Annotated in this window: 4 protein-coding genes; 2 read left to right on the top strand and 2 right to left on the bottom strand. The window is 44.2% G+C overall.

The features are described from left to right. Positions 1–49: 49 nt before the first annotated feature. Positions 50–2335, bottom strand: coding sequence for a TRAFs-binding domain-containing protein (locus H6S82_RS12955; RefSeq protein WP_190474701.1), 2286 nt, complete (start codon positions 2333–2335; stop codon positions 50–52). Positions 2336–2547: 212 nt separating this feature from the next. On the opposite strand from H6S82_RS12955, the gene H6S82_RS12950 reads away from it, so the two are divergent. Next, complete coding sequence (locus H6S82_RS12950) at positions 2548–2751, top strand: hypothetical protein (protein ID WP_190474703.1); 204 nt, start codon at positions 2548–2550, stop codon at positions 2749–2751. Between the two features lie 106 nt (positions 2752–2857). Then, positions 2858–4444 carry a B12-binding domain-containing radical SAM protein gene (locus tag H6S82_RS12945; protein ID WP_190474705.1) on the top strand — a complete coding sequence of 529 codons (1587 nt, stop codon included), beginning with the start codon at positions 2858–2860 and terminating at the stop codon, positions 4442–4444. A gap of 70 nt (positions 4445–4514) precedes the next feature. Here H6S82_RS12945 and H6S82_RS12940 read toward each other — a convergent pair whose 3' ends face one another. Next, entirely contained in the window at positions 4515–6416 is a 1902-nt protein-coding gene (locus H6S82_RS12940; protein ID WP_190474707.1) for an ATP-binding protein, read from the bottom strand. Positions 6417–7015 lie beyond the last annotated feature (599 nt).

Raw genomic sequence — 7015 nt, 5'->3', positions numbered from 1 at the left:
TCTTCCCTCTTCCCCTAACCCCTAACCCCTAAACCCTAACCCCTAAAGTTTAGGCTCGATCGACTTGGCGGCGGCGGACGTGATAGGTCGGGAAAGTGCCGTAACCTTTAGCCCAAGGCGTTTGTCCCACATAATCGCAAGTTAATTCGCAAACCTCGTCGCAAGAGGCAATAGCTGCAAAGGCTTGACTGGCATATACTTTCCCCGGTGGCGTAATTGGCTCGATCCTAGCGGTGTGGCTGACATGGGTACCGATGTAATTTATTTTGCCGGTAATCGGATCGATGTGTCGGTATACCGGGCCAGCGTGTAAGGCTATTCGCAAATTTAGACCTTCCGGCAACCCTTTTTCTGTCCAGTCTGTACTTTGAACAAAATCGCACAGATCCAGAGCAAATAAACCTGCATCTCGCACATTCGAGAATACAAAATAGAGAGCGTCTCCCCAAGTATTTTTCATGATCGGCCCATAAGCAGACTGAGCGCTCATCTCGGCAACACCTCCTAAGAAATATTGCACAAATGGGAAGATTTGATCTTCTGTGAGATGAGAATAGTGGACTACATCGGCGAACAATAGCGCCTTAATCTGCCGACCGCACTCTTTATTGGTTAGTTCTCGGTGATTAGCTAATGACCCATCGCTGATGACTGATGAATCTTGAGTATCGACAAACGATCGCAGAATCGATTCCAAATCAATGACTTCTACGTCGTAACCCCAGCTTTGCCAATGCTCGATCGCACTAGCAGTACCGCCGGGGCCGCCTGGTTGGCCGTTCCAAACTGCCAGGGGTACAAGTTCTGTTTCTAGCTGTTCTGCCCGCATTTTGGCTAACCCGTGTAGCAAACGATTCGCGTACTCGTACAAAACATTAGTCTCTTGCAACTTGCGATTGGAAGCGACGATCGTCTCTGTAGCTCGATCGAGTAATTTCTCGAACCGCTCCACCCATTTGCTACCAGGAACGATATCGACCGAATCTTTAATAAACTGCTCTCGATCGTAGGGCAGCACAATATGAATTTCGCCTTTTAATTCCAGAATTGCTTCCAAAAACAAGATATCCGAACCGCAGGCAGCAGAGGCATAACCCAGGCGGGCGTCGAGTTTTTTGAGGCGATCGAGAATCGCTTTATACACAGTTGATTCCAGATGCGGTGGAAATCTCAGTGTGGTGCGATCGGGTTGGTCGATCATGTGTCCGCTAAACACAACGACGCGGGGTATGTGGAACCATTGCTTGATGCGTCCTGTATCGCCTTCCAAATACTGCACCAGGATAGTTGCATTGCGACGGGTAGAACTTAAATCTCCATATCGCCCCTGCCCTACCTGCGCTGCTTGTCCGTACCAATCCTCAGCTTCTGACCATTCTCGCAAAATCAGGGCCGCTTCTCCTAACGTTGCCAAAAGCCAATATTCATCGCTACTTCGCTGTGACTGGGGCTTTAGCTTTTGCAAGCATTTCTGTCGCACTTCTTCTGCCAGGACTTTAGCGCGTTCTTCATTTCCCATCAACATTGCCATCGTGGCAGCATTGATACCTGGGTAATGACTGCCACTTAACTGATATGCTTGTTCGTACCCTTCGGCAGCTAAACGCAGTTGACGGTTTTGTTCTTCCAGATCGGTTGCCTGCTTCCAAAGGTCTTTGTGAGTGCGAGCTAAAAGACCGAGGGTTTCTTCATCCCTGTGACCGCATTCTAGTAGCTGCAACAAGATAGAATTGGCTCTTACAGTTGCGCCGCTACGTGCTAAGGATAAGGCTAGAAGTTGCTGCAAACGCACATCGTTCGGCCAGTGTTTCAGTCCGATTGCCAGGACATCATAAGCCATCAACGGTTCCCCCAATTGGAGGATTTGGTCGCCCAGCACTCGGTAAATATCGGACGTGCGAGGTTTGAGTCCTATAGTTTGCCGCTGTATTGCCAGGAGGGAAACTAAATTCATTCCGCATGAATCTTGCAGAACTTCCAATACCATATCTAAGTCTTTATCGTCCGTCACGGCGAGATTTTCAGCAGCGGTACCGTTCGCCTCGATGTGATAGCCCAAAGCTAAAAGCGCTTTTAAAACTTGCAGGACGATTATGCGATCGTAATGTTTTTCCGATTCTGGCAAATCCTCATAAGCTACCAATCCAGGATGTTCCTTACGAGTATCGTCTCGCTGCGGCCCATATTGCCAACCATCTGCTAATCGCTGCTGCGCCCAAATCTCGTGAGTATTCTTGGAAAGTATTTCAGTCAGTTTGAGAATTTCTGCTGTAAGTGTTACTTTTGACGTATCTATAGGTTCGGGTTTGTAATTTATTTTCTCTGGCTTTTCCATAATTTACGTTGATGCGACTAACTGCACATCGGTATCTGTGCTGTATTATAAAAAGCTAACTAATGCACCTCAAAACTTATCAACTCTTGATAAGTTAAATAAAGGATGATTCCTAAAAATTATATCATAAATATCCAAATCTCACTCTATCGATAGAGATATTTTATTGATAACGAAACTTATACTTACATTATTAAATCTTGGTGTTTAAGATGAAAGCTTTATTAATGAGTTCGATGCGATCGCCGCCCCAACTAACGACTGTTGGCAGGCAACCTACTATATCCACAACAATCGGACAATCCACGCTCGCTAGGTATACTTGCCTTTGCTGTTCAGATGTTTTATTGCGTCACATACGCTTGGGAGGAATTTACTGGCGTTGTAGCTCGTGTTATCAGGAAATGCCAGTTTAGACAGCCATTACAGCTATAGAGATCTGCGGATGGGTGAGCTAATCCAAACGTACTATTCGATACATCCGCTCGCACTAGAATAAATTAAAGTTGCATTGAGGCTCTTATGAAGGCACTATTGCTCTACCCTCAGTTTCCCCAGTCGTTTTGGTCTTACGATCGCTTCATGGAAATAGCTGGACTCAAGGCAGTGATTCCACCCTTGGGAATCATAACAGTTGCAGCACTCCTACCGAAAGAATGGGAAATTAGATTTTACGATCGCAACGTCAACGTTGAAACAAAGGCTGATTGGGAGTGGTGTGACCTCGTTATCCTCTCTGCTATGCTAGTCCAGAAGCCAGATTTCCACCATTTGATTCAAAAAGCAGTAAATTTGGGCAAAAAAGTCGCAGTCGGTGGCCCCTACCCCACATCTGTCCCCCAAGACGCCCTTAATTCTGGAGCTGATTACCTGATCCTAGATGAAGGGGAAATGACAGTTCCGCAGTTTCTAGAAGCACTCGCGCAAGGGAAAGAACAAGGGATATTTCGATCGATGGAAAAACCCGACGTCACCCAAAGCCCCATGCCCCGTTTTGACCTACTTCAGCGGGATGCCTACTTGATGATGGCAATTCAATTCTCTCGCGGTTGTCCCTTCAACTGCGAATTTTGCGATATCATTTCTCTCTACGGTCGCAAATCGCGCACCAAAGAACCGTGTCAGGCTTTAGCAGAATTGCAAAATCTTTATGAATTAGGCTGGCGAGGGTCACTCTTCATCGTAGATGACAACTTTATTGGCAATCAGCGCAACGTCAAACGCTTTCTAAAAGAATTAATTCCTTGGATGAAGCAGCACAACTACCCCTTCACCTTCATCACGGAAGCTTCTGTAAATTTGGCAGAAGATGATGAAATGCTGCATCTGATGAATGAAGCAGGCTTCTATGCTGTCTTTCTCGGCATTGAAACCCCCGATCGAGATAGTCTAAAAGTAACACAAAAACTGCAAAATACTCGTAACCCTCTCATCGAAGCCTGTCGCAAGATCAATGAGGCAGGTATGCTAATCTATGCAGGGTTTATCCTGGGTTTTGATGGAGAACGTTCTGGTGCAGGAAAACGGATTCAAGCCTTTGTCGAACAAACCAATATTCCTCAACCAATGCTCGGTATTCTCCAAGCTTTGCCCAACACCGCCCTCTGGAACCGCCTGCAAAAAGAGGAGCGTTTAATACAGGGCTTGGGCGCTACTGAAGTCGGAGACCAGAATACCTTGATGAATTTTGTTCCTACTCGCCCCATTGCTGAAATTGCTAAAGAGTATGTGGAAGGCTTCTGGACGCTCTACGAACCTACAAAATATCTCAGACGCTGTTTTCAGCAATGCCTTTCGATTAGCTCAAGAGCAGACCGAAAGCAGACCATGCAATTTTCTCCTGGTAAGGGGTTGGGTCTCATTGCCCAGTTAATTTGGCATCAAGGTATCCGCCGACCGGAAATTCGGGAGCAGTTTTGGCGACAACTATGGACGATTCTGCGGAGAAAGCCGCAAGTTCTCAATATGTATTTGGGTTTATGTGCTGCTGGAGAACATTTTTGGGAGTACCGCGCTTTAGCCAGGGAACGGATTACCGAACAGCTAGGCTACGACCCACTGAAAGTTTCTGTAAAAGCTGAGTCAGAACCAATGCTTGTGAGGTCTTGATTTGACTTAGAATGTACATAAATTAACACTTTTACGTGCCTAGAGGTGGCAAGGCACCCTACAATTTGCCTCAATTGAACGATGCGATCGCTCTGACTGGTATTTGAATGATAAACTCAGATCCTTTTCCCGGTTCTGACAAACATTCGATCGTGCCACCATGCTTCTCTACGACAATTTTGTAACTAATCGATAACCCCAGTCCGGTTCCTTTGCCGACTGGTTTTGTCGTAAAGAACGGATCGAACAACCGTTTTTTCACTTCTTCCGTCATTCCTGCACCATTATCTTTTATTCGGATGATTAAGCTGTCGCTGTCAAGCATTTTTGTGACAATGTGAATCTGCATATTTTGGATTTGGAATTTCTCCTCTGCTTCTGACAAAGCATCGATCGCATTGGCAAGGACGTTCATAAATACCTGATTTAGCTGTCCCGCATAACATTCGATCTTCGGCAGATTACCGTAGTCTTTAATAACTTTAATACTGCGGTTTTTACCGCTGCCTTTTAAGCGGCTCTCTAAAATCATCAGGGTATTATCAATTCCCTCGTGAATATCCACAGGCTTCATTTCTGCTTCGTCAAGGCGAGAGAAATTTCGTAGCGACAACACAATTAGACGAATGCGATCGGCACCTATTCTCATTGAAGACAATAGTTTGGGCAGGTCTTCAAGCAAAAATTCTAAGTCAATATCTTCAATTTTATCTTGAATTTGCCTTGCGGGATTGGGATAGTGTTCCTGATAGAGATGCAATAATTCCAGCAAATCTTCAATATACTCTTTAGCGTGGATGAGATTGCCATTGATAAAATTGACTGGGTTATTAATTTCATGGGCAATTCCTGCTACCATTTGTCCCAAGCTGGACATTTTTTCTTGTTGGACGAGTTGACTTTGGGTGTGCTGTAATTTATGTAAAGCCTGGGTAAGTTGTTGAGCTTGTGCTTGTGCAGCTAAGGCGCTGGCGCGAGTTTGGGCGTAGAATTCGCTTTGATCGATCGCGAGCGCTACTTGATCGCACACCGCTTGCAGCAGTTCTACTTCGCTGTCGCTCCAATAACGAGAACCATTACAATGGCTACAGGCGATCGCCCCAAACTGACCGGAATGAGTTTTGAGCGGTATCAGCAGTAGCGAGGTAATACCCAGATCGATCGACATTTCTTGCGTTTCAAGATCTAAACTTGATTCCCTCACTGCGTCTATCCTAATTATTTCTAAATTCCGGATCTTGTCAAACAAGGTATTAATACGTTCTGCCGAAAAATCACCAAGCAGACTGGATAAATTTGAGTCTTGTGCTTCGTGAGTGATAGTTATTCTTGGGTTTTGGCAATAGGGGAAATACCATAAAAAATGACATCTATCGATTTGCAACAAGTCGCGTACTTCCTTTACAGCTATTTCTAAAATGCTGTTAAAGTCGAGACAATGACGCAGTTTACTTGCCAGCTTAAGCAGCAGAGTTTCGCCGCGATTTTGTTGTTTTTCTCGCGCTAAAAATCTCTCCATTGCCAAGCCTATATTATTGGCAATCCAACCTAATACTATATCCTCTATTTCTGTGAAATATTCCTTGCCAAAAAGTATGATTGCTCCCACCAGGTTATTTTCGACAACTAGAGTATATAAGCGGCTGCTAAAAGGTGTATTCCTGAAGTTACAAGGTAATAATCGAGCTTTGAGATTTTCTAAGTAATCCTCTTGGCAAAAAATCGTCTTTGGCAAGCTGGCTGTATAAATATCTTTTCCCCCAAACGCCACCCTTGTCAGGGTATTGCTTTTTTGGTCAAAAGTCCAAATACATACATTAGTTGTCTTCAGATAATGGGCGATTATCTCCGAGCAAATTTGGAGAACTTCTGATAAACTTCCGTCCTTTGACAAAGTGGCGGCGACTTCTGCTCCCAATGTGATTAGGTGTGTTGGTGCAGCTTGTATGTCGCATTCTCGCTGAGGGTGCATTAAGCATTTTCCTGCTGCCTTTGGGTAACGCTGCCGTGACAGTTTTGTTTTTTTTGCTTTGCTTGTCAATAAGTTTCTCATTATTAACTTTTTCTCCTCTGAGGTCTTGGTAGTTGCGGGATTTGGGGTGTTAAGTTTTTTAAACCGCCCCAAATTCCTGTTTTGTACTGAGGTGAGTCTATCTACTACAAACAAAAACACAAATTATGTATTTTTGTAACCAAAGATAAGGTTGACAATGTAGAGTTTTCGTAAAAAAAATTAACTTTTTTATGGAAATTAACAAATGCTCCAAAAAGTTGTACTTAATTCTGTACTATTTATTATAGGACAGACGCAGTATGTTTATTTAAATCTTGAATGAAGTGTAAAAAAATACTAATACCTGTTTCTATATGGCTTCTCTCCCGATGCGGTACACCTGAGCGGGACAACTAAGGAAGATTGCGGAGAAGCTTTCTAAAATCCGTAATTAAACGGTGATCGTGGCTCGGCAAATTTGGCAAATTTAAATAAGAGGAGGGAAAGTTTATCGTAGAAATATGCAAACCTATTTTGACTGCCAGCAGATTTGTTGCTCACAGAGATTGCTATGTTTG

Origin of the sequence: Planktothrix sp. FACHB-1355 (genome assembly GCF_014748295.1) — a bacterium.
GTDB classification, from domain to species: Bacteria; Cyanobacteriota; Cyanobacteriia; order Cyanobacteriales; family Aerosakkonemataceae; genus Aerosakkonema; species Aerosakkonema funiforme_A.
This window is presented reverse-complemented; position numbering and strand designations above follow the sequence as displayed.